The organism is Nocardia sp. NPDC060220 (genome assembly GCF_042727815.1).
In the GTDB taxonomy this organism is placed as follows: Bacteria; Actinomycetota; Actinomycetes; order Mycobacteriales; family Mycobacteriaceae; genus Nocardia.
In genome coordinates, this window is sequence record NZ_JBHWZY010000010.1 from 1 (window position 1) to 21,540 (window position 21,540).

At 68.0% G+C, this 21,540-nt stretch carries 20 protein-coding genes; 8 read left to right on the forward strand and 12 right to left on the reverse strand.

Annotated elements, in window-relative coordinates; translation table 11 throughout:
* Nucleotides 1–751 (forward strand): cutinase family protein (locus ACFWF3_RS01105; RefSeq protein ID WP_379311964.1); only part of this gene is annotated, 751 nt, incomplete at its 5' end.
* 54 nt (nucleotides 752–805) lie between these two features.
* Here ACFWF3_RS01105 and ACFWF3_RS01110 read toward each other — a convergent pair.
* From ACFWF3_RS01110 to lysX, 3 genes are all read right to left on the reverse strand, one after another.
* Nucleotides 806–1,426, reverse strand: a complete 621-nt coding sequence (locus ACFWF3_RS01110) for a histidine phosphatase family protein (protein ID WP_379311965.1) — start codon at nucleotides 1,424–1,426, stop codon at nucleotides 806–808.
* A gap of 118 nt (nucleotides 1,427–1,544) precedes the next feature.
* Complete coding sequence (locus tag ACFWF3_RS01115; protein WP_379311966.1) at nucleotides 1,545–1,862, reverse strand: hypothetical protein; 318 nt, start codon at nucleotides 1,860–1,862, stop codon at nucleotides 1,545–1,547.
* 162 nt (nucleotides 1,863–2,024) lie between these two features.
* Entirely contained in the window at nucleotides 2,025–5,333 is a 3,309-nt protein-coding gene (gene lysX, locus ACFWF3_RS01120; RefSeq protein ID WP_378989414.1) for a bifunctional lysylphosphatidylglycerol synthetase/lysine--tRNA ligase LysX, read from the reverse strand.
* A 121-nt stretch (nucleotides 5,334–5,454) separates the two neighbouring features.
* Between lysX and ACFWF3_RS01125 the strand changes: the two genes are divergently transcribed.
* Nucleotides 5,455–5,676 (forward strand): RNA-binding S4 domain-containing protein, encoded by a 222-nt coding sequence (locus ACFWF3_RS01125; RefSeq protein ID WP_378989415.1) that lies wholly within the window; start codon nucleotides 5,455–5,457, stop codon nucleotides 5,674–5,676.
* Nucleotides 5,677–5,698: 22 nt separating this feature from the next.
* Here the strand turns inward: ACFWF3_RS01125 and rraA are convergent, their stop codons facing one another.
* The 7 genes from rraA to ACFWF3_RS01160 form a co-directional block, all read right to left on the reverse strand.
* Nucleotides 5,699–6,187, reverse strand: coding sequence for a ribonuclease E activity regulator RraA (gene rraA / locus ACFWF3_RS01130; RefSeq protein WP_378989416.1), 489 nt, complete (start codon nucleotides 6,185–6,187; stop codon nucleotides 5,699–5,701).
* Between the two features lie 46 nt (nucleotides 6,188–6,233).
* Complete coding sequence (locus ACFWF3_RS01135; RefSeq protein WP_378989418.1) at nucleotides 6,234–6,689, reverse strand: SRPBCC family protein; 456 nt, start codon at nucleotides 6,687–6,689, stop codon at nucleotides 6,234–6,236.
* Between the two features lie 65 nt (nucleotides 6,690–6,754).
* Nucleotides 6,755–7,699, reverse strand: coding sequence for a CopD family protein (locus tag ACFWF3_RS01140; RefSeq protein WP_379311967.1), 945 nt, complete (start codon nucleotides 7,697–7,699; stop codon nucleotides 6,755–6,757).
* A 6-nt stretch (nucleotides 7,700–7,705) separates the two neighbouring features.
* Entirely contained in the window at nucleotides 7,706–8,230 is a 525-nt protein-coding gene (locus tag ACFWF3_RS01145; protein WP_378989420.1) for a copper resistance protein CopC, read from the reverse strand.
* Nucleotides 8,230–8,883 carry a YcnI family protein gene (locus tag ACFWF3_RS01150; RefSeq protein ID WP_379311968.1) on the reverse strand — a complete coding sequence of 218 codons (654 nt, stop codon included), beginning with the start codon at nucleotides 8,881–8,883 and terminating at the stop codon, nucleotides 8,230–8,232. The genes ACFWF3_RS01145 and ACFWF3_RS01150 overlap by 1 nt, the downstream gene beginning before the upstream one ends.
* A 41-nt stretch (nucleotides 8,884–8,924) precedes the next feature.
* Nucleotides 8,925–9,458 carry a hypothetical protein gene (locus ACFWF3_RS01155; protein WP_379311969.1) on the reverse strand — a complete coding sequence of 178 codons (534 nt, stop codon included), beginning with the start codon at nucleotides 9,456–9,458 and terminating at the stop codon, nucleotides 8,925–8,927.
* 7 nt (nucleotides 9,459–9,465) lie between these two features.
* Complete coding sequence (locus ACFWF3_RS01160) at nucleotides 9,466–10,140, reverse strand: DUF6474 family protein (RefSeq protein ID WP_378653445.1); 675 nt, start codon at nucleotides 10,138–10,140, stop codon at nucleotides 9,466–9,468.
* Nucleotides 10,141–10,274: 134 nt separating this feature from the next.
* On the opposite strand from ACFWF3_RS01160, the gene ACFWF3_RS01165 reads away from it, so the two are divergent.
* The 4 genes from ACFWF3_RS01165 to ACFWF3_RS01180 all read left to right on the forward strand — a co-directional run bounded on the left by ACFWF3_RS01165 (nucleotide 10,275) and on the right by ACFWF3_RS01180 (nucleotide 15,363).
* Nucleotides 10,275–12,023, forward strand: a complete 1,749-nt coding sequence (locus ACFWF3_RS01165; protein ID WP_378989423.1) for a TM0106 family RecB-like putative nuclease — start codon at nucleotides 10,275–10,277, stop codon at nucleotides 12,021–12,023.
* Between the two features lie 13 nt (nucleotides 12,024–12,036).
* The gene (gene htpG, locus ACFWF3_RS01170; RefSeq protein WP_378989424.1) at nucleotides 12,037–13,998 is read left to right on the forward strand and encodes a molecular chaperone HtpG; all 1,962 of its coding nucleotides are present in this window, start codon (nucleotides 12,037–12,039) and stop codon (nucleotides 13,996–13,998) included.
* A 100-nt stretch (nucleotides 13,999–14,098) separates the two neighbouring features.
* Entirely contained in the window at nucleotides 14,099–14,548 is a 450-nt protein-coding gene (locus ACFWF3_RS01175; RefSeq protein ID WP_378989425.1) for a GNAT family N-acetyltransferase, read from the forward strand.
* An 8-nt stretch (nucleotides 14,549–14,556) separates the two neighbouring features.
* The gene (locus ACFWF3_RS01180) at nucleotides 14,557–15,363 is read left to right on the forward strand and encodes a class I SAM-dependent methyltransferase (RefSeq protein ID WP_379311970.1); all 807 of its coding nucleotides are present in this window, start codon (nucleotides 14,557–14,559) and stop codon (nucleotides 15,361–15,363) included.
* A gap of 56 nt (nucleotides 15,364–15,419) precedes the next feature.
* On the opposite strand, the gene ACFWF3_RS01185 is transcribed toward ACFWF3_RS01180, so the two are convergent.
* Complete coding sequence (locus ACFWF3_RS01185) at nucleotides 15,420–16,187, reverse strand: SDR family NAD(P)-dependent oxidoreductase (protein WP_379222154.1); 768 nt, start codon at nucleotides 16,185–16,187, stop codon at nucleotides 15,420–15,422.
* A 149-nt stretch (nucleotides 16,188–16,336) separates the two neighbouring features.
* On the opposite strand from ACFWF3_RS01185, the gene ACFWF3_RS01190 reads away from it, so the two are divergent.
* The gene (locus tag ACFWF3_RS01190) at nucleotides 16,337–17,215 is read left to right on the forward strand and encodes an SDR family NAD(P)-dependent oxidoreductase (RefSeq protein WP_378637828.1); all 879 of its coding nucleotides are present in this window, start codon (nucleotides 16,337–16,339) and stop codon (nucleotides 17,213–17,215) included.
* The gene (locus tag ACFWF3_RS01195) at nucleotides 17,212–17,850 is read left to right on the forward strand and encodes a TetR/AcrR family transcriptional regulator (RefSeq protein ID WP_379311971.1); all 639 of its coding nucleotides are present in this window, start codon (nucleotides 17,212–17,214) and stop codon (nucleotides 17,848–17,850) included. The genes ACFWF3_RS01190 and ACFWF3_RS01195 overlap by 4 nt, the downstream gene beginning before the upstream one ends.
* Here ACFWF3_RS01195 and ACFWF3_RS01200 read toward each other — a convergent pair.
* Nucleotides 17,847–21,425 carry a P-loop NTPase fold protein gene (locus ACFWF3_RS01200; protein ID WP_379311972.1) on the reverse strand — a complete coding sequence of 1,193 codons (3,579 nt, stop codon included), beginning with the start codon at nucleotides 21,423–21,425 and terminating at the stop codon, nucleotides 17,847–17,849. The genes ACFWF3_RS01195 and ACFWF3_RS01200 overlap by 4 nt on opposite strands.
* Between the last annotated feature and the right edge of the window lie 115 nt (nucleotides 21,426–21,540).

Here is a 21,540-nt window from a genome sequence, read left to right on the forward strand (position 1 = left end):
GAAGGCCCCCGGCCCCGGCATGCTCGCCGGCGTCACCAACGGCCTACCGAGAAACACCGACGTCGACTACGTCACCTATGCCGCGACCGCGTTCCCCTGGGAGGGCGATGTCTACGGCAACTCCAAGAAGCAGGCGGTCGACGCCGCCCGCGGGCTGATCAGCGAGAAGCTGGCCTCCTGCGGCAACACCAAGGCCGCGATCGTCGGCTACAGCCAGGGTGCCGACGCCGCAGGCGATCTGGCCGCCGAGATCGGTACGGGTATCAGCCCGATCCCGCAGGACCGGGTCGCCGCTGTCGGCCTCATCTCCGATCCTCGTCGTTCGCCGACCGATATCCAGGTCGGCCCGTATGCCGCGGGCGCCGGTGCCGGTGGCGCTCGGCCGGGTGGCTTCGGTTGGCTGAGCGACCGCACCCGCACGATCTGCGCGGTCGACGATCTGTACTGCGCGACCGCTACCGACGACTTCGTGACGCGGTTCGCCGGCTTCCTCGCACAGAGCTCGGACGCGAACCCGGCCAACCTGTGGCGCTACCAGCTCGAGGCCGGAGCGATCGTGAGCGACCTGATGTCGTTCGGCGGCATCCCGACGCTGGGGGCGCAGCTGACGGACGCGGCCAACCAGAAGCGGGCCAAGGACCTGGAGCAGTTCTACCGTTCGCAGGCGCACACGCTGTACGGCAGTTACTCGGTGGGTGGCGGGCAGACCGCTATCAGCTGGATGCACAACTGGATCGCTCAGGCGGCCTGAGTCGTTCGCGCAGAGCCCGGTATCGCTTCGGCGGTGCCGGGCTCTTTCGTGGATCTAGGGCGTGGTTCGGGACAGGTACCTGGGGAGCAAGTTCCAGACGTGGGCGTTCTCGTTGATGGTGGCGGCGGTGCGGGTGCCGGTGCGGGAGTAGAGGATTCGGGTGATCGAGCAGTAGTCGATCGGGAAGGTGAGGGGGCGGGGGAGGGCCAGGATGTCGGCCAGGAGGACGTTGATGACGCCACCGTGGGCGAAGGCTACGACGGTGTCGCCGGGAGCTGTGGTGGCGACCAGGGTTTCGACGGCGGTGAGGACTCGCGTGGTGAAGGCGGGGCCGTCGATCTGGTCGGGGAGATGGCCCGCCTTGATGCGGGCGTAGGCGTCGGCGAATTCGGTTTTCGCGTCTTCGATCGGAATGTAGGCGGGCAGGTCGCGGTCGTACTCGGCGAGGTCGTCGATGACGTCGACCGGCAGGTCGCGGGCGGTCGCGGTGGGGAGCGCGGTGTCGCGGGCGCGGCGCTGGGGGCTGCTGACGATACGAGCGATCTCGTGGGCTGCGAGCGCGGCGGGGACGCGGTCGGCTTGGAGCTTGCCGATGTCGGTGAGGCCGGGGTCGGCGGCGGTGGTGTCGCCGACTACGCGTTCGGGTTGGGCATGACGCACGAGTATCAGCTGCACGGTCAACACTCTGCCCTATCCGCCGGATACCAGGGCTCGGGGCCACCCACAGCCGAAACGGACTCGCGGGGATGCCTCGTCATCGACCGAGGGTATCGCCGCGAGTCCTCCGGCTAGGTCAGGACTGGCCGTAGGGCGGCTGGCCGTAAGGCGGCTGACCACCCTGCGGGCCGTTGTACGGCGGCTGACCACCGTTGTACGGCGGCTGGTCGCCCTTCTTCTTGTTCTTGAGCAGGAAGATGCCGCCGACGATGAGCACCACGATGATCAGGCAGCAGATGCCGCCGATGATCAGGCCGGAGCTGTTCTTCTTTTTCTTCTTGGCCGCGAGTTCCAGCGCGGTGTTGACTGCGTCCGAGCTCGCCAGGGTGTCGAAACTGCTGGTGAACATGTGCGGATCGACGAGTGCGGCTGTGGTCAGCAAGTCCAGATACATGAAATCCCATCCCGATGTGTTGGTGGTCCGGCATCCTCCCGGTGCCGGAACTCCGAGAGTAACGGTCTCACTGTGGCTTTCGGTTCGAAAGCCTCGCAAGCGCCACACAGAGCATGTGTTGATCGCGAACGCGTCGCGATCCGTATACACCTGTACCCGATTTCACCGCGGTTTCACCAACGGGAACGGCAGCGTCTCACGGATGCTGCGCCCGGTGATCAACATGACCACCCGGTCGACGCCCATCCCGAGTCCGCCGGTGGGCGGCATCGCGTGTTCGAGCGCGGTCAGGAAGTCCTCGTCGAGTTCCATCGCCTCCGGATCGCCACCGGCGGCCAGCATCGACTGCTCGGTGAGCCTGCGCCGCTGGTCCACCGGGTCGGTGAGTTCGCTGTAGGCCGTGCCCAACTCGACGCCCCAGGCCACCAGGTCCCAGCGCTCGGCCACCCCCTCGATGCTGCGGTGCGAGCGGGTGAGCGGGGAGACCGAGGTGGGGAAGTCCAGGTAGAAGGTGGGGTAGGTGGTCTGCGACTCCACCAGGTGCTCGTACATCTCCAGCACCACTTGGCCCGCGTCCCAACCGTGTTGGTAGGCCACGCCCGCCTCGTCGCACAGCTCGCGCAGCCGGGCCAGCTCGGTCCGCGCGGTCACCTCGGCGCCGATCGCCTCGGAGACCGCGCCGTGCACGGTCTTCACCCGCCACTCGCCGGAGATGTCGACGGTGTCGAAGCCGCCGTCGTCGTTGGGCCGCAATGCCACCTCGGCACCGTTGGCGGCCATCGCCGCGTGCTGGATCAGCCTGCGGCACAGGTGCATCATCTGCTGGTAATCGCTGTGCGCCTCATAGGCTTCCAGGATCGTGAACTCGGGATTGTGGCTGAAGTCGACGCCTTCGTTGCGGAAGGTGCGGCCGATCTCGAACACCTTCTCCATGCCACCGACGCACAGTCGTTTGAGGTAGAGCTCGGGGGCGATGCGCAGGTACAGGTCGAGGTCGTAGGCGTTGATGTGGGTGCGGAACGGAGTGGCATTGGCGCCGCCGTGCACCTGTTGCAGAATCGGCGTCTCCACCTCGAGAAAGCCCCAGACATAGAGCGAATCGCGCAGTGAGTGCAGGACCGCGCTGCGCTTGGCCATCACCTCGCGGGTCTCGGGGTTGATCGCCATGTCCACATAGCGTTGCCGGACCTTGGCTTCCTGATCGGCCAGCCCACGCCACTTGTCGGGCAGCGGATGCAGGCATTTGCCGTTCATCCGCCAGTCCTGCGCGAGCAGTGACAGCTCACCGTTGCGGCTGGCGCCGATCTGCCCGCTCACCTCGATGAGATCGCCCAGGTCGAAGAATTCGGTGAACTCGTTGCTGCGATCGGCGCCCACCCGTTCGCGATCGATCACCAGCTGGATCTCGCCGGTCCAATCGCGAACCAGCGCGAAGATCACGCCGCCGTAGTCGCGAATCCGCAAGAGCCTGCCCGCGATACGCACGGTGGTGCCCTTGGGGCAGCGTCTGGCCTCGGCGATGTCGTGGGTCGGCGGGTAGGCGACCGGATAGGCATCGATGCCCGAAGCCGTGAGCCGGTCGAGTTTGTCCAGGCGCACCCGCACCTGTTCGGGCCTGCGTGGACCCTGTTCGGCGTCGGCGCCCTCCGGTGCGTCCGGTGCGCTGCCGTCGGCGTGCAGGCCGGTGACCGTCGCGGGGACCGCCGCCGTCGTGCCGGTGTGCACGCCCGCGTCGGGCGCCTTGCCGATGCGCGGCAGGAACCCTTCGGCCAGCCCGCTCGCCGTGGCCACCCGCGGCAACTGCCTGCGTTCCTCGAACAGGAAGAACCGCGGCACCCAGCGCGGGTGATATTTCACGTTCGACCGGTACAGGGCCTCGAGCTGCCACCAGCGCGAGAAGAACAGCAGCACCCCGCGCCAGGCCCGCAGGATCGGACCGGCGCCGATCCGGCCGCCTTCTTCGAACACCGATCGGAACACCGCGAAGTTCAGCGACACCTTGGTGATGCCGTACTGGTCGGAGTTCAGGGCGAGCTGGGAGATCATCAGCTCCATCACGCCGTTCGGGCTCTGCGGGTCGCGGCGCATCAGTTCCAGCGAGACGCCGGTGCGCCCCCACGGGACCAGCGAGAGCATGCCGTGCACGCGGTCGTCGTGGTCCACCGCTTCGACCAGCAGGCAGTCGCCGTCGAGTGGGTCGCCGAGGCGGCCCAGTGCCATCGAGAAGCCGCGTTCGGTCTCGGTATCGCGCCAGGCGTCGGCCCGCGCGACGATTTCGGCGAACTCGGTGGCGGGAATGTCGCGGTGCCTGCGGATCCGCACCTCGAGGCCGTTCTTGCGCAACCGGTTCGCGGCCTGACGCACCTGCTTCATCTCCGGGCCCGCCAGCGAGAACGTGCGGGTGTCGAGGATCGCCTCGTCACCCAGCCGCAGCGCCGACAGGCCCGCCTTGCGGTACGCGGTGGCGCCGAGTTCGCCGGCGCCCATCACCGCCGGCTGCCAGCCGAACCGGTCGGCCTGCTCGAGCCACGCCTGAATCGCCTGTGGCCACGCCTGTTTCGGGCCGATCGGATCGCCACTGGCCAGGCACACACCCAACTCGACGCGATAGGTGATCGCCGCCTTGCCGTTCGGCGCGAACACCACCGCCTTGTCGCGACGGGTCGCGAAGTAGCCGAGTGAGTCCTCGACATCGCTGCTCGCGAGCAGGCCGCGGATCGCCGACTCGTCCAGCGCGGTCATCGCGTTGTCGGCGCGTTGCGAGCGCAACAGCACGACCACCGCGGCCAGCAGCGCGATCGCGCCGAACAGGCCGAGCAGGAAGTTCACCCAGGCTCGCGGATGCCCGTCGAAATGCTCGTTGTTCACCAGCACGGCGGCGGTGACGCGATACACCGCCCACAGCGGACGCTGCACACCCGCCGGCAGCGAACCGGGGAACAGTTCGACCAGGCCCCAGCCGAGCAGGCAGCCGAGCGCGAGCCCGGACACCAGTACACCCAGCGCCTTCCACAGCGCGCCGGGCCGAACCCTGGTGTAGAACTCCTTGCGCGCGGCCACCAGTATCGCGATGACCACTACATGCACGACGAAGGCGACCAGCGCGTCCACATCGTCGTCGGCGAAGAAGTCCAGGATGTTCGCCACCGCGTACAGCAGCAGGTACACGACCAGCAGCCACCAGGCGATCCGCTTGCGGGCCGCGGTCGCCCCCGCGAGCAAGCCGACGATCAACGCCCACACGAGGCTCGTGTCGGGGGCATCGAAATAGTAGGTGTCCACATAGTGCCGCGGCACCTGCGTGAGGATCCGCAGGCTGGGCGAAACACTCCACAAGAACAGCAGCACCGCGAACACACCGAGGACCAATCCGGCGATGTGCGGTACCTCGGACAACTTGCCGTGCGCGCGATGGGGCACCGGCGTGCGGTCCTCGACGATGGGGTGCTGCTCGGCCTGCGTGGAAGTCACCGATCCAGTGTGCGTCCAATCGAGCCGGAACCGGGTGGCGGTGGCTGCGGCGTGTTCGTCACCACCCGCAACGCCGGGGCCGGTGGTGACCGGTTTCGCGCGACGGGGTAAGTATTAGCGCATGTCGGAACCAGTTGATGTGCCGATCGATGACGCTGTCATCCGGCTCGGGCAATTCCTGAAACTGGCCAACCTGATCGATTCGGGTTCCGAGGCCAAGACGGTGATCGCGCAGGGCTTGGTGCGCGTGAACGACGAAGTGGAGCTACGCCGCGGCAGGCAACTCGAGATCGGCGACATCGTCGTCCTGGCCGGCAACAAAGTACGGGTGTCCGAGGGCTGACCCTCGAACACCCGCGTCGCCGTCAGTCTTCGGCGCGAACGACCACGCCGTCGGAGTCGCTGTAGAGCATCTCGCCCGGCACGAAGGTGATGCCGCCGAACTCGACGGGCACATCCTGCTCGCCGCTGCCGGTCTGGGTGCTCTTGCGCGGGTTGGTGCCCAGCGCCTTCACCCCGATGTCGAGCGTGCGCAGGATCGCGGAGTCGCGCACGGCGCCGTTGACGACCACGCCGGCCCAGCCGTTGTCCACGCCACGGCCGGCGATGATGTCGCCCACCAGCGCGGTGTGCACGCTCGCGCCGCCGTCGACGACGAGCACCTTGCCCTCGCCCGGCCCGCTCAGCGTCTGCTTGACCAGCAGGTTGTCCTGGAAGCAGCGGATCGTGGTGATCCGGCCCGAGAATTCGGCGCGGCCGCCGAACTGGATGAACTGCGTATCGCAGCTACGGATCTCGGGGCCGATCTCGTCGGCCAGATCGGCGGTGGCCACAACATTCGCTGATTCGGTCATGGATCAGATTGTGTCAGGCCCGCCCGGCCGCGCCATTCGTAGGCTCTCAGACCTGCTCGCTGTGTGATTTCTCGATCTCGCGAATGAGCGCGTCGGTGGTGTGCTGAACCGCGATCTTCACGAACGGCTCGATCGTCTTGCCGAGCATCTTGCCCGTGATGCCGCCGCCGACGGAGAAATCGATGTCCGCGTCCACGGTGCACGCGATCTCACCCTTGGGAATGAACCTGAAGGTGGCGACGATCTCGATGCCCTTGATCGACTTGGTGGCGATCAACCGGCCCTCTTCCCAGCCGACGACCTCGACGCGCGAGGTCAGCGACGCGGGGCCGAGTTTCATCTTCCCGTCGAACGTCGCGCCGAGGCCGTCGGTCTGCGCGGTGAGGGGTGTGAAGGATTCGATGCCGTACCAGAACTTCGGCAGATTGCGGTAGTCGTTCATGAACGCGAACGCCGCTTCGGCGGGCGCGGCGCAATCTTCGGCGATCCTCACTTCGGTCATAGCGGCCACTCTAATCGGTGGAATCGACGCCGAACGGCACTCGACACCGAACGTGATCGAGGTGACTACCCGGTCACGGCCAGCGTCGCTGCCAGGCCGAATGCTACCGCCATCACCAGTACCTCGGCCGCCGCGTTGCGCAGGGAGACCTCGGCGGTCACGCGGTGGTCGCCGGCCTTGGGGACCCAGGATCGACGCCACCACCAGCCCAGCGCGACGAGCACACCCAGGATGATGAGCTTCGCGAGCAGAATCCGTCCGTAGCCGCTGGTCAGCAGCGAGGTGACGCCGCCGAGGCGGACCAGGCCGTTGATCAGGCCGGTGAGCGCGACGACAACGACCAGGGGCGCGGCGAGCCTCGAGTAGTGCGGCAGCGTCGCGGCCCATTCGCCCCGGGTGCGCAGCACCAGGACCATCGCGAGCAGCAGGCCGAGCCACAAGGCGGCGGCGAGTGCGTGGACCGCGGCGAGTACCGAGCCGAACATCTGCTGGGACATGTGCCCGGTGATCGGCCGCAGCGACAGCGCGACCGCCGCGAACACGAGCACCAGATCCGCCGACGCGGTGTCGGGTCTGCGGAAGGCCAACGCCGAGTAGCAGGCGATCGCGCCGGTGCAGAACAGGATCGCGATCCCGATCTGGCCGCCGCTGAGCCTGCCGAGGAAGGTGATGAAATCGCCCGCGTCGAGCTGGGTCACGGCGACGCCGACGATCTCGGCGGCCTCACACACCAGCACGGTGAACTCGGCGGCGAACCAGATACCGGCCAGCGCGGCCAGTGGTCGCCAGGTGACCGTCAGCCGGTCGTTGAGCCGGGGCAGCGCGGCCAGGCCGAGCACCACCGCGCCCACGCCATCGGCGAGCACGCGCGCGAAGGCCACCCACGCGAACCCGCCGGAGCTGCGCAATATCCAGGCCAGCACCACGCCGAGCAGCGCGGCGACCACGACCGGCACCAGGACACGCCACTGCCGCAGCGCGGCACCGGGCACCCGGCGACCGGTCGTCATCGTCGACTACTTCTTGCGGCCGGACCGGCCGCCGAGCAACGCCACCGCGAGGCCGGCGCCGAACAGCACCACGCCACCGGCGATGAACACCCACACGGGCACCCCGCCGTCGCCGCCGTCGTCGGCCGTGTCCGCACCCGGACGCGCGCCCGGCGTGCCGGTGCCCGCCTTGCTCAGCGTGAAAGTCCGCGTGCCGCTCACGGGATGACCGTCGGCCGAGGTGACCCGGAACGCGATCGTGTACTCGCCGACCGGCCCCAGCTCACCCAGTTCCACACTCACACTGCGGCCTTCGACCAGCGCCTTGCCCTTCGACCACAGCCTGCCATCCGGGCCGACCACGGTCAGCGACGGAAAGTTCTGCTGCAGTTCCTCATTGAAGGTGACGCTGGCCCGCGCCGGTCCGGCCTCGACGGTCGAACCGTTCTCGGGAACGCTGCTCACCGCGCCGGAATGCGCACTCGCCGTGCCTGCCGCCGCGAAGGCGCAGGCGAACAGCACCGCGAGCAGGCCGACGAGCATCTTGCGCATCACGACGACCGCCGGGAGCGCACGACCAGGCCGAGGCCGAGCGCGGCGGCGAACAGGCCGAGGGCCAGGCCGATGCCACCCATCCAGCGGGCGACGTCGTCGGTCTCCGACTGGGTCGATTCGCCGGAGGCGACCTGGTGATCGCCGCCCTCGGCGCCGCCCTTCGCGGTCAGCGTGATAACCGGCGCGGGGTGCTCGGGCTCGGCGCCGCCGGTGCTCAGCTGGTTCCAAGCCACGACCTTGCCGTCGCTGTAGGTCTGCTGGGTCGGGAAGTTCACGGTGTCCTGGGTCGGCAGCGGGCCGAGCGAGAGCACGAACCGCTGGAACTGGCCGGGTCCGACACCGGGATTACCCGGATCGGCGGACCACGCTACGGCTACCGTCTCGCCCTTGTCGTTGCGCTCGACCTTCGACGTCCAGCCCGGCATCGGCTCGGTCCGAACACTTTTCAGGTTCGGCACGGTGACGCGCAGCGCTGTGGTGGACGCGGTATCGGATTCGGTCGGCACCTTGAAGGTGGCGACGGTGTACTTGCCCTGGGCGGCGCCCGGAGCGTCGACGGTGACGTGCGCGGCCGCCGAACCGCAGGCAGCGAGGACCAGGCCCGCCGCGAGAGCGGCGGTGCCGGTGCCGCGGGTGATGAAGTTGTGCATGGAATGCCTTGTCGTCCGAAGAATTCAGAGGTGGTCGCGAATCAGGCGAACACCGGCGGTGCGCGCGGACATCGCGCACCCCTCGGACGAGTCCCGCGCGCGACGGCGAGCGGGCCGAACCAGCGAACGGTCGGGTGGGCAACAGCGAAGAGACTGCCGAGTACGGCCCGAATCACGCTCGACGCAACGAGGTACAGCCGCTCGGCGACGAGAATCAGTGCGGCACAGGCACACGCTGCCACCAGGTGCGCGGCGATCATCGGCAGGCTCGGCAGATGCAGTAGTCCGTGATGGTCGAGTGTCGCCGACAGCGCGAAGTGCCCGGCCCACTGACCACCGATCAACGCGGCGGCCGTGCGCATCGTCGCGGCATTCGCGAATCGGGCGGAGTGCCCGCGTGGCCCGGTGCCATGGGCGAACATTCCGGCGGTCAGCGAAACCAGCAGCAGCAGTGCGATTTCCGACGACCGCGGTACCCCGCCGCCGCCGATCCCGTGGGCGGCCACCGCCAGCCCGCCCACGAGTACGCCGCAGCCACCACCGCGTAAGCGGGAGGTGAGCTGCGGCGTTGTCACGGCAGGATCAGCGGACGCCGAGGCGGGCGAGCACGTCGTTTTCCAGCACGGACAGCTCGGCTGAGATCGACGCGTGCACGGCCTTGCGACGAGCGGCAGGCATCTGCTCGGCCGTGCGCACGGCCACGTTCAGATCGGCCATGCGCGAGCGGGCCGCTTCGACGAACTTCGTGGTGTCGGCATCGCCTGCCTTGTCGGCGGCGATCTTGTCGAGGGCTTCCTCGGTGTTGGTGATGCGGGCCTGCAGGCGCGCTCCGTGCCCGCTGAACTCGCTCAGCTGGTCCATGCCGATACCGAGCTGCTGGGCCTTGCGCGCGTCGAGCTGCCCGCGCACCATCGTCGCGCCGCGGTAGGCCAGCGGGGCGAGTACGGGGATCAGTACCCGGGCCACGCCGATGTACTTGCGGATCTGGCTCGCGCTGAACAGTTCGCGATCGGCCTTCGCGGCCGCCTTCTGCGCGGCCTTCTCCTCGGCCTGCAGGGTCGCGATCTGCGCCTTGGCCACCTTGTCGGCCGTGCGTGCCTGAGCCTTGGCCGCGCGCCGGGTGACGCGCTCGCCCGCCTTGGCCGCCTTGCGCTCGTTCTTGGCGCTCAGCTTCGCCTCCACCGCGGCTTTGTGCTTGAGTGCTTTCGCCTCAGCGCGTCGGCTCGGCCGCCGCTTCCGCTTGCTGAACAACCCCATGGGATCAGGCCCTCCGTCATGCTCGCCAAGTCATGAGGCAGGACCGCCTTCAAGCGGCCTGCCGTTCTTCGTAGCGTAGTGGGATGAGGGTAGCGATTGGGCATTGTGTCGGGGGTAAGGCCCATACTGCTTGCGTGCGTGCAGCCGAGGACGACTTCGACGGCGGGCCGGTGCGTAGCCCGGTCCCCGCTTCCGCTGCGGATTTCCGCATCGCCTTCCTGGACGCGCGTTCACTGATCGGATGCAGGCATCGTCTGCGCCTCGATGCCGAGAATCCGGGCGTGCTCGCCGAGGTGCGCGAGGATCCGGGCGTGCAGCAGCGGCGCGACGCCGCCACCGCCCATCGCACCAAGGTCCGCGACGAACTGGTCGCGGCCGCCCCCGCCGACTGGGTGGTGATCGACCCGGACCTGCGTGGCGCCGCCAAGGCCGCGGCGACGATGGCCGCCATCGAGGCGGGCGCCCCGCGCATCTGGGGCGGGCTGCTGCCCCAGGAAGCCGATACCGGGCGACGCGGCGGTGTCGAGATCCTGCTGCGCGACGACGATCGTGGCGGCTATATCCCGATCATCGTGGTCAACCACAAGGTCACCGACCCGCGCAGGCCCGACCCGGCCGATTTCCACCCACTGACCTCGGACCTGTTCCGCTGGCAGCCCCGCCGCGACAAGCACGTGAAACTGCGCCCGCAGCCGCGCGACCAGCAGCGCCTGGCCCACCTGTACCGCATGTTGCAGCGCTACGGAATGGCCAGCCCCGCCCTGATCGGCGGCGCGATCGGCCTGGTCAGCGACCGCATCCTGGTGCACGATCTGACGAACGTGCTGGCCGATTACGACCAGCGCTACGCCGACCGTATCGCGGTGGTGCGCGGCGAACTGCCGACCCAGCCGTCGAAGGTGCCCGAGTGCAGGCAGTGCCCGTGGTGGGTGCGCGGGCCCGACGCGCAGCGACCGGCGGGCCCGGAGGCGGTAGCGGAGCGTGACCACGCAGGGCCCTCGGGAGCGCAGCAGTCAGGCACAGCCGAGCCGAGTTGTGAGGCCACGCTGGCGCAGATGCGGGATGTGAGCCTGGTGGCGCCGGGTTCGCGGGCCGACGTGCTGCGCCTGCACGGGATCGAAACGGTCGACGAACTGGCCGCGTGGGAAGGCGACGATCCCGACGACTGGCAGCACGGACCGTTCGCCGAAACCGTCGTCACCGCACGCGCCTGGATCGACGGCGCCCCGCTCGTGCGCCGGTTCGAGCAGGTCAGCGTGCGTCGCGCCGATGTGGAGATCGACGTCGACCTGGAGAGTTACCAGGAGGACGGCGCCTACCTGTGGGGCACCCTGCTCGACGACGTCTACCGCCCGTTCGTCACCTGGGATCCGCTGCCCACCGAGGACGAGGGCCGCTCGTTCGGCGAGTTCTGGACCTGGCTGATGGAGCGGCGCGCCGAAGCCCACGCCCAGGGCAAAACCTTCGCGGCCTACTGCTATTCGCGAACCGCCGAGGACAAGTGGCTCTACGAATCGGCCCGCCGGTTCGCCGGCCGCCCCGGCGTACCTACCCACGAGGAAGTGCGCGCGTTCGTCGACTCCAAGGAATGGGTCGACATGTTCCAGGCCGTCACCGAGCAGTTCATCTGCCCGAACGGCAAGGGGCTCAAGAAGATCGCGCCGGTCGCCGGGTTCGGCTGGCGTGATCCGGAAGCGGGCGGCGAGGCGTCGATGGGCTGGTACCGCCGGGCCGTCGGTTACGACGACGACATCGACATGTCGCAGCGCACCCGCCTGTTCGTCTACAACGAAGACGATGTCCGCGCCACCCAGGTGCTGCGCGATTGGATGTCGAAGCGGGCCGTAGCCGAGGTTCCCTCACTGGCCGATTTCGGACGGTAATAACATCGGGGGCGTGACTGAGCAGCACGTCGAAACCCTCGAGTTCCAGGCCGAAACCCACCAGCTCCTCGAGCTGATGATCCACTCGGTCTACTCCAACAAAGACACCTTCCTGCGGGAGCTGATCTCGAACGCTTCCGATGCGCTGGACAAGCTCAAACTTGCCGCTTACCAGGACAAAGACCTGGGCGCAGACACCTCCGACCTGCACATCGAGCTGGAGGTCGACCAGGACAAGCGAGTCCTGACCGTCCGCGACAACGGCATCGGCATGTCCCGCGCCGAAGTGATCGACCTGATCGGCACCCTCGCCAAATCCGGCACCGCCGACCTGCGCCGCAAGCTCACCGAGGCCAAGTCCGACGCCGCCGCCGAGGAGCTGATCGGCCAGTTCGGCATCGGCTTCTACTCCACCTTCATGGTCGCCGACAAGGTCGTCCTCACCACCCGCAAGGCGGGCGAGACCGAAGGCACCCGCTGGGAAGCCGCCGCGGGCAGCTCCACCTACTCCATCGACACCGTCGCCGACGCACCTCAGGGCACCTCGGTGACCCTCGAGCTCAAGCCCGCCGACGAAGACGATCACCTCTTCGATTACACGCAGGAATGGAAGCTGCGCGAGATCGTCCGCAAGTACTCCGACTTCATCGCCTGGCCGATCCGCATGCAGGTCGAGCGCACGGTGACCGAAGGGGAAGGCGAGGACAAGGTCGAGAAGACCGTCGTCGAGGACCAGATCCTCAACTCGCAGAAGGCGTTGTGGACGCGACCGCGCAGCGAGGTGAGCGACGAGGAGTACAAGGAGTTCTACCACCACGTCAGCCACGCCTGGGACGAGCCGCTCGAGATCATCCCGATGAAGGCCGAAGGCACCTTCGAATACCAAGCGCTGCTGTTCGTTCCGTCGATCGCGCCGTTCGACCTGTTCACCCGTGAGCACAAGCGCGGTGTGCAGCTCTACGTGCGTCGCGTGTTCATCATGGACAACTGCGAAGAACTGATGCCGGAGTACCTGCGTTTCGTCAAGGGCGTCGTCGACGCCCAAGACCTCTCGCTCAACGTCTCGCGCGAGATCCTGCAGCAGGACCGCCAGATCCAGATGATCCGCAAGCGCCTGGTGAAGAAGGTGCTGTCCACGGTCAAGGACATGCAGGGCGCCGAGGACCAGACCAAGTACCAGACGTTCTGGGCGCAGTTCGGCCGAGTCCTCAAGGAGGGTTTGCTCTCCGATACCGACAACCGCGAAACCCTCCTCACCGTCTCGTCTTTCGCCTCCACGGCCTCGGAGTCCGAGCTCACCACGCTCGCGCAGTACGTGGAGCGGATGAAGGACGGGCAGGACTCGATCTACTACATGACCGGCGAAAGCCGTGCGCAGGTGGAGAATTCGCCGCACCTGGAAGCCTTCACGGCCAAGGGTCGCGAGGTGCTGATCCTCACCGATCCGGTCGACGAGATGTGGGTCGGTTCGGTGCCGGAATTCCAGGGCAAGACCTTCCAGTCCATCGCCAAGGGCGAGGTCGACCTGGAAACCGAGGACGAGAAGAAGGAAACCGAAGCCCTGCGCGAACAGCAGGACAAGGACTTCGGTGACCTGCTCACCTGGCTCGGCGGCACGCTCACCGACGTCGCCAAGGAAGTCCGCCTCACCAACCGTCTCACCACCTCGCCCGCCTGCCTGGTCGGTGACGTCTACGACTTCACCCCCATGCTCGAGCGCATGTACCGGGCCTCGGGCCAGGCCCTGCCGGAGTCCAAGCGCATCCTCGAGCTCAACCCGGCCCACCCCCTGGTGACGGGCCTGCGCGATGCCTACGACGCCCGCAAGTCCGACGCGGACGAAGGCAAGGTCCCCGAGCTCGCCGAAACCGCCGAGCTCCTCTACGGCACAGCGGTTCTCGCCGAGGGCGGCGAACTCAAGGACCCCGCCCGCTTCGCCCAGCTGCTGACCGAACGCCTGACCCGCACTGTCTGATCTGGAAATACTGAACTGCCCGCTGCCGTTTCGGTGGCGGGCAGTTTTGTTCACCGGCAATTCTGGTGCTGACTGGTCACATCGGGGTCACCATGGAGTGATGGTGGGGCACGAGATTCGTCGCGCAAGACCCGGCGACTACGACAGCATCATCGGCGTGGTCGACAACTGGTGGGGAAGAGCGGCCGTCCACAACCTTCCCCGCATGTTCCTCGACCACTTCCATCGCACCAGCCTGATCGCCTCCGACGACAACGGAATCTCCGGTTTCCTGGTGGGTTTCGGCTCACCCTCCGACCCCTACACGGCCTACATCCATTTCGTCGCCGTCCGCCCGGATGCTCGCAAAGCCGGCCTGGGCAGAACCCTCTACGAAGCGTTCTTCACCATCGCCCGCTCCGACAACCGCACCGTCGTCACCGCGATAACCTCGCCCGCCAATTACACCTCGATCGACTTCCACCGCAGCCTCGGTTTCGCGGTCGCCGGCCCCATCCCGGACTACAACGGCCCCGGCCGCGCCCTGATCACCTTCTCTCGCCCGGTATGAATGTTGTTATGTCAGAACAGTTGTCCTCCGATGTTCGTCCGTGGGACCTCGTCGCCGAGGGATACGCAGAGACCGGTGCGACCGTGCTCGCGCCCTTCGCCGCGCACGCGCTCGAATACGTCACTCTCAGCTCGGAATCGGAGATCGTCGACATCGCGGCGGGTACCGGGTTGCTGAGCATCGCCGCCGCCGAGCTCGGTGCCCGAGTGCAGGCCATCGATCTCTCGCCGTCGATGATCGACCAGCTGGTCGCGGCGGCCGCCGACCACCCCACGGTCACCGCGCAGGTCGGCGACGGACAGGCCCTGCCCTACGAAGACAACCGATTCGACGCGGGCTTCTCCCTGTTCGGGCTGATGTTCTTCCCCGACCGGCCCGAGGGCTTCGCCGAGCTGTGTCGCGTCCTGCGCCCCGGCGCCACCGCGGTGGTCGCCGCCTGGGCGCCCGCGGCCGAATCCTCCCTCATGCGAGCGTTGTTCGGCGCACTGACCGCGGCGGACCCGACAGCCACACTCCCGCAACCGGATTCGCGCAGCCTCCAGAATCCCCGAGTGTTCGGCGCGGAGATGCGCGCGGCGGGCCTGCTCGACGTGCGGATCGAGCAGCACACCGCCGAGCTCTGCTACCCGGACGCCACCACCCTGTGGGAATCCCTGACCCGCAGCAGCGCGCCGCTGGCTGTCGTGAGAGACGAAGTGGGCGAGGAGGAATGGCAGCGCCGCAGCGAAGCGGCCATCGCCCACCTCACCGTCACCTACCGCCCGAACACCCCGCTGCGCACCACCGCTCTCTTCGGCATCGGTACCGCACCCTGAGACGCCGACGGCGCCCTGCCCGGGTGGGCAGAGCGCCGTGTGGGTGTGCCGCGTGACTAGCGCGGGGCCATGCGCAGCGCGCCATCCATGCGGATGGTCTCGCCGTTGAGGTAGTCGTGGGACGCGATGTACTCCACCAGCTGGGCGTACTCGTCCGGACGGCCGAGACGCGACGGGAACGGGACGCCGGCTTCGAGGCCCGCGCGGTACTCGGGGGTGACGCCGGCGAGCATCGGAGTGTCGATGATGCCGGGGGCGATGGTGTTGACGCGGATGCCGAACTGGGCGAGGTCGCGCGCGGCGGGCACGGTCATGCCGTGGACGCCGCCCTTGGACGCGGAGTAGGCGATCTGACCGACCTGGCCCTCGAAGGCAGCGACCGAGGCGGTGTTGATCACCACGCCGCGCTGGCCGTACTCGTCGACCGGCTCGGTCTTGGCGATGGCGTCGGCGGCCAGGCGCATCACGTTGAACGTGCCGAGCAGGTTCACGGTGATGACCGTGCGGAACAGCTCCAGGTCGTGCGGGCCGTTCTTGGACAGGATGCGACCCGCCCAGCCGACACCGGCACAGTTCACCACGATGCGCAGCGGCGCCGGGCCCTCGGTGATCTGGGCGATCGCTGCGGCGACCTCGTCACCGCTGGTCACGTCGGCCGCGATCAAGGTGACGCCCGCGGGCACGTTGTCGCCCGCGCGCTCGATGGACGCGGGTACATCCAGCCCGAACACAGTGGCGCCCGCGTCGGCGAGGCGCTTGGCGGTGGCGGCACCGAGACCGGACGCGCCTCCCGTAACGATGGCAGCGGAACCCGAAATCTCCACGACAAATCCTCCTGTATTGAATGGCGGCTTATTGTGCCGCTTGCCAATAGTGGCACCCTAGCGTGAACCGGGTGTGGTCTGGAACACGCAGCCACAGCGCTGGGGAAATCGTCGTGAACACCGGTGTTTACCGGTGGTAGCGTGCCGTCATGAGATCGTTCGCCGGTCCGTCGGTAGCCGGACGCAGGGTCCTGATCACCGGGGCCGCTCGTGGGATCGGTGCCGCGCTCGCCCGCAGACTGGCCGCGCGCGGGGCCCACGTCGCCTTGCTCGGGCTGGAGCCGGAACTGCTGGCCGAAGTGGCCGCCGAATGCGGCGACGTGCCGTGGCGGTATTGCGATGTGGCCGATCGGGGGCAGGTCGAGCGGGTGGTCGAGGTACTGGTCGCCGAACTCGGCGGCCTCGATGTGCTGGTGGCCAACGCGGGAGTCGCCAAGCAGATGGCGATGATCGGCGGGGATCCGTCGGTGCTGGAGGAAACCCTCGCGGTGAACGTGCTCGGGGTCGCCTACACGGTGTCGGCGGCGGGTGCGCATCTTTCGCATCCGGGCGGGTATGTGCTGATGATGTCGTCTATCTCCACCGCCGTGCAGTTGCCGCTGGGCGGGGCCTACAGCGCCTCGGCGGCGGCGGTTGCCTCGCTCGGCGCCACGCTGCGCGCGGAACTCCGGTCGACCGGGGCCAAGGTGGGGGTCAGCTATTTCGCCGGGATCGATACCGACATGACGGCGCGTGGATTCGGCACGGCCGCCGCGCACACCGTGCTGGGGGAGACCAGCCTCACCGGGAGCTCACCCGTCGGTCCCGCCGTCGAAGCCCTGGAACGCGCCATCGCCCGACGACGCAAGACCGTGGTCTCGCCCTGGTGGGTAGCGTTGGTCCGCCCGTTCCGGCTGCTGGCCCAACTGGTCGTGCAGCGCGTGCAGGGCGATCGCCTGGCCCGCGCCATCGACATCGCCCGCACCGAGGACGTCCCTTTCACCACCGAACAGCCGGCCCGGCCCCGCAGAATGGAACGGCAATCATGAGCGATTCGACCCTGCGGCAACAACTTCCGCGTGGACGCCACCACCTGTCGCGTGAGGAAGTGATCGCCTCTCAGCGTGAGCGCATTCTCGTCGCGATGGGGGAAGCGATGACCGTGGGCGGCTATGTCGGCACGCCGGTGGCGGCCGTGCTCAAGCGCGCCGGTGTTTCCCGGGAAACGTTCTACGAGCTGTTCCGGTCGAAGGAGGACTGCTTCAACGCGGCCTTCGACCGGGTGTCGAGCGCACTGGCCGAGAAGCTCCAGACGGTGATCGCCGACTGCGCCGACACCGACGCGCTCACCAGAATGGACCGCATCCTCACCGCCTACTTCGACCACATGATCGACGACCCGGCCTCGGCCCGGCTGTTCCTGGTGGAGGTCTACGCGGTCGGCCCGTCGGCCATCGAGGCGCGGATGGACTTGCAACATCGATTCGTCGAGGTGGTCTCCACCATGCTCGGCGCCGAATCCGAGGACCAGCGGTTCGCCTGCGCGACCCTGGCCGCCGCGATCGGCGCCATGGTCACCGGCCGGATCGCCGCCGACGACCCGGAAAGTCTGCGCGGCATCAAGGATCAACTGATCGCATTGGCCCGCCGTTCCGGAACGCTCTACGGCAACGCGTTCGCTTAGGTTCGGTGGCGGCTGAGCCCGGAAATCACCCGGCCCGCCGGGAACGACAGCCTGCCGACCTGCTGCACCCACCGCTGCCACGCCGTGATGCTCTCGGGCAACACGATCCCGGCCTGCCCGGCGCGTGCGGTGATATCGCGCAGCGAATCGGACAGCAGCCGCCACGCCTGCGCCTCGGTCGCCGTGAGCCTGGCGTCGGCGGCATTGGCCCAGTGCTCGGTCGACGATCGCGGGCAGAGCCCTTCGACGAATTCCGTCCACGTCGAGGTCGGCGCCGCAGTGTGCAGATGCGTGAGCAGCACCGGGCCCAACTGCGGGAACGCGACGAGGGCGCCGAGCAGGACGAGCGCGGGCAGGCGAGCTTCGTCGGAGCCCTCGTCGGATCGGAGCCGTTCGATCGCGGAGAACAAGCCGTAGCTGTTGGCCAGCCGTTTGACCGAGCGCGGAGTGTTGATCAGTGGGGGACCGAGGAGCCCGAGCAATGTGATCTCGTTGTCGCCCATCGTCATCGGCGCGATGGTCTCGGTGAGTTCGAGGCGGCCGAGGTCGGGAACGCTGGTGGTGCGTTGCGGTGCGGGCAGAGATTCCTGGCGACGAGTCGGCGACGGTGGCGGGGGAGTCGTTGTCGCGGTGGACTGTTCGACCGGCACAACCGTGCTCGGCGCCTCGGCCCGGCGGCCGACGAGGGTGTTCATCATCGAGAGATAGCCGCCCGTTGCGAGCGGCGGCAAGGTGAACACCACCTGGAAGATCTTCTCCAGGTACTGCGGGGGCGTCGACGACCAGTGACCGTCATCGTCGGGGTCGACGACCAAACCGTCGGATTCCGGTCCACCCATGAGCATTTCGCGGTAGTGCGTGGCGATCGAGCGCAGCATCCAGCGCGGGTCGACGGCCACGACAACGACGAACAGTTCGACCGCGAGCAGGAGGTGGATGGCCTCGAGCAGTTGCACCACCCGCTGCGGCGGACAGCGATCGAGGTCGTCGATGTAGAGGACGATGCGGTCGATCGACGGAAACTCGTCGCCTACCGAATCCCGTGCGTTCCGCAGTGATTCGGTGTCGGTTGCGAGCAACAGCCGCGACATCTTGTCGAAGTCCTCACGGATGCGCGTCATCACACCGAGGCTGCTCCGATAGCCGCCCTCGGCCGCACGGTCGGTGACCAGACCTGCCAATTGGCCTGCGGCGGTCAGGTTGTGCTTCTCGCGTCGCAAGGCGTCGAGGTTGGCTCGGCTGACCGCCAGCGCGGTCGCGCGCTTACTCGCGATGCGTGCGCGTTCGACCTCGACGTTGCGCATGAGCTCGGCGACCGAGTCGGTGTAGCGCTTGCTCATGTGGTGCAACCGTTGCAGGAAGGCGATGGCGAGCACCACTGCCGCGGTGCTCGCGCCACGGGCCAGGTCGGAGAGGAAGAACAGGCCGACGACGCCGGCGATCACCAAGATCAAGGTCAGTGCCCAGCGGACGCGGTTGCCCTTACCGCACAATGCCGCGGTTTCGCGGGCGTTCTGCCACCACTTCTCGTCGGTGGCGGCGCCGGCCCGCTGGTCGAGGGCGTCGCGCTGCTGTATCGCCCGCTCCCACAACGCGTTCGAGAAGGCGGCACGCAACGCCAGCAGTTCCATCTGCCATCGCGGCGTGGCGGATGGCTCGGATTCCAGCTCGGCGATCCGCTCGGACTCGGCGGCGATCCGCTCATCGATGTGATGCGCGGCGACGAGGGCGGTCTCCAGCCGCGACATCTGACGCTGCGCTGTCGCGGGATCGATGTCTTCGGTGCGAGACAACTGCCCGAACATCTCGGTGACCAGGCTCGACCACAGATCGGTCTCGGCGTAGTGCCAGGCATTGAACCGCACCTGCCGCACATGGTGACACGCCCACTGCTGCTTCATGGCGTCGCGCACCCGGTCGTGCAGGAGTCCGAGGAAATGACTCTTGCCCTCACCCCACTCACCGAAGAGGCCGACAGCCAACGGCAGGCTGGTCGAGGCGGAGGTGAGCAGCTCGGCCAGCGCTGTGGCCTCGGTGGTGCGGTCGAGTTGGTCGACGGTGGTGGTGTTGTCGGTGCGATAGGCCGGCAGGCGCGGGTGTTCGAGCTCGGCCTCGAGTCGCCGGACGGTGACGGTGCCGGTGGCGGCGTCGCCGGTGGTGAGGGTGGGTTTGCCGTCGATCAGCTGCCAGATACCCCAATTGCCCTGGGGACGGGTCGCTGTCAGATCGACCACGAGTCGTCGATCGAAGAGTTGCAGCTGCATGACACCGCCGGCATAGCCCGTCGCCAGCACGGGGAGACCATTGATTCTCGCCCACGATCCCCAGGTGCTCGGCCCGACCGAGGAAGCCGGGACCGCCATGTGGGAATCCGCGAACCTCGCGGGGTTCATCGGCGACGGCTCCGAGCGGGCGCCGACGGTGAAGTGGCTGATGCGGGTAATGACGGTCAAGCCGTCGTCGAAGCCGCACGCGAGCCAATAGCGAGGTTCCTCCGGCGAACTCGAGTCGTCGGCGGGGAACCTGTCATCGAACGTGGCCAACCAGCGGGCAGGGCCCAGGTGACCGCCCTGCGAGCTCGCCGCACCTGGTTGCCGCGCCGGGTGGTTGTCGAAAAGCGACGTGCGCTGGAGCTGGTCGTACCCGACGGACAGGTATACCTCGACCTCTCCTCGGCCGGTGCCGACCATCAGTAGCCTGCCGTCTTCGGTCTCGGCGACCCAGGCACCGCAGGTGGCAGCGCTGCCGACCTCGACCCGCCCCACCGCTTCCCATGGTTCGGGGGCGTTCGGCTGAATTCGCCAGACGATGACGACGCCGTCGTCGTCCCCGGTGGCGAGCAGATCGGTGCCCGCGTTCCACGCCCCCCACCGCACCTCGGCGAGATGACCGCGCAGCAGTCGTTCGATGTACGGCGCGGTCGGATCGTCCGCACCGGAAGGGGGCCGCTTGCCCGGCACCTGACGCACCACCACCGCGCCGTTGCCGTATCCGCAGGCCAGGGTCGGTCGCCCGGCGATCGTGGTCCACGCGCCCCATCGCGCCGGTCCACCCGGTTGGTCACTGAACACCCAGAGCGGGTCGAAGAACGAATCCGCGATATCCGCGGAGGTCCGCCGTACCGACGGCGCCGCGAAGTCGCGCCACTCGGGTGCCGACCAGACGCGTACCTCGCCGTTGCCCATCCCGACCGCGAGCAACCACTCGCCGTCCACCTCGGTCTGCGTGCCCCACAGTGCCGGCCCGCTGCCGTCGGTCCGCAGGTACATCGACCGCCCGTCGGGCGCTGTCCGTGACTCGCTTCGGCTGATCGCGGTCGTGGTGGATCCGGACGACAGTCTGCCCGCCGGAATATCGGTGGACTGAAACCGCAAGGTCCCGTCGGCACAGCCACAAACGAGCACCTGCCGACCTTCGATCGTCGCCCACAGGCCCCATTCGGTGGGTGACGCGGCCAGGCTGTCCGGGTCGTCGCTGCCGAAGTAGGTGGCCGACGGCGTCAGCCGTAGGTGGTCGAAAGCTGTCGCCGGTTCACCGGTTGTCGCTGAGCCCGCATCGCCTGCGGCCGCTGTCATCGGATAATTCAACCGCCGAATGCCGCGGCCCCGCAACAGATTCGCGCGTATCGAGGGGGGTGGACAGCAGCGGCGCGACACTCCGACCGGCAGCGCCGCGACCGCGCATTCTGGA